The organism is Rhizobium sp. BK212, from assembly GCF_014197475.1.
GTDB lineage: Bacteria > Pseudomonadota > Alphaproteobacteria > Rhizobiales > Rhizobiaceae > Rhizobium > Rhizobium anhuiense.
Window position 1 is genome coordinate 1 of the sequence record NZ_JACIFS010000026.1, and the last position, 1,321, is coordinate 1,321.

The 1,321-nt window shown below is 60.9% G+C and carries 1 protein-coding gene and 1 other annotated feature; the gene reads right to left on the reverse strand.

What is annotated here, in order from left to right; translation table 11 throughout:
- Positions 1-39: 39 nt before the first annotated feature.
- Positions 40-1,268 (reverse strand): IS3 family transposase gene (locus FHT79_RS31900; protein ID WP_097596472.1). Its coding sequence is split into 2 segments (ribosomal slippage): positions 40-974 and positions 974-1,268, totalling 1,230 coding nucleotides; the frame shifts between segments, so codons are not numbered across the junction.
- Positions 871-987 (reverse strand) — a sequence feature (AL1L pseudoknot). (Overlaps the previous gene by 117 nt.)
- Positions 1,269-1,321: the final 53 nt, after the last annotated feature.

The following is a 1,321-nucleotide window of genomic DNA, read 5'->3' on the forward strand; positions in this document are numbered from 1 at the left end:
TGAACCGCACCGGGTTTGCCGGAGGCCGTTTGGTTTAAGTTATGCAGCCATGGCTGGTTCGTCCAGCATGGCGTAGTACTGCTCCTCGGCTTCGGCTGGCGGGATGTTGCCGATGGGCTCCAGAAGCCGTCGATGGTTGAACCAATCGACCCATTCGAGGGTGGCGAATTCAACCGCTTCGAAGTTGCGCCACGGTCCTCGCCGATGAATGACCTCGGCCTTGTAGAGACCGTTGATCGTTTCGGCGAGTGCATTGTCGTAAGAGTCACCGACACTTCCGACGGACGGTTCGATGCCCGCTTCGGCCAGCCGCTCGGAATACTTGATCGACACGTATTGAACGCCTCTGTCCGAGTGGTGGATCAGGCCGTCGCCATGAACGGGACGCCGCTCATGGAGCGCCTGCTCCAGGGCATCGAGGACGAACCCGGCATGCGCCGTCCGACTCACCCGCCAGCCGACGATGCGGCGGGCGAAGGCGTCGATGACGAAGGCCACGTAGACGAAGCCTTGCCAGGTGGCGACATAGGTGAAATCCGAAACCCACAGCCTGTTCGGCGCGGGAGCCTTGAACTGGCGGTTCACCCGGTCGAGCGGGCTCGGAGCCGTCTTGTCGGAGACCGTCGTCTTGACCGGCTTGCCGCGGATGATGCCCCGAAGGCCCATCGACCTCATAAGCCGAGCAACGGTGCAGCGGGCTATATCGAAGCCCTCCCGCTTCAATTGCCGCCAGACCTTGCGCACGCCATAGACGCGGAAGTTCGCCTCGAAGACACGGCGTATCTCGATCTTCCAGGCGATGTCGCTGCGGGCGCGGACCGACAGGCGGTCCACGTCCTCACGTTTGGCAACGTTCTCGTAGTAGGTTGATAGGGCAATCGGCAGCAGTCTGCAGATCGGCTCGACCCCGAATACCGAGCGGTGTTCGTCGATGAAGGAGATCATCGCTTCAATGGGCGGTCGAGCTCCGCCATCGCGAAATAAGCGGACGCTTTGCGCAGTATCTCATTGGCCTGCCGAAGCTCGCGGTTCTCCCGCTCCAGAGCCTTCATCTTCTCGGCGACGTCGCTTGGGAGCCCGGGCCGGGAACCATCGTCCACTTCCGCCTTCTTCACCCATTCATTGAGCGTCTGCGCGGTGCAGCCGATCTTGGCGGCAATCGAGGAAACCGCTGCCCATCGCGAGGAATATTCGCCTTGGTGATCCAAAACCATCCGTACTGCTCGGGCGCGGACTTCAGGTGAAAATTTGTTTGTTGTCTTGCTCATATCGGCTCCACTTTCTCAGAAGTTGGAGCCTCCGGCAAACCCGGTGCGGTTCA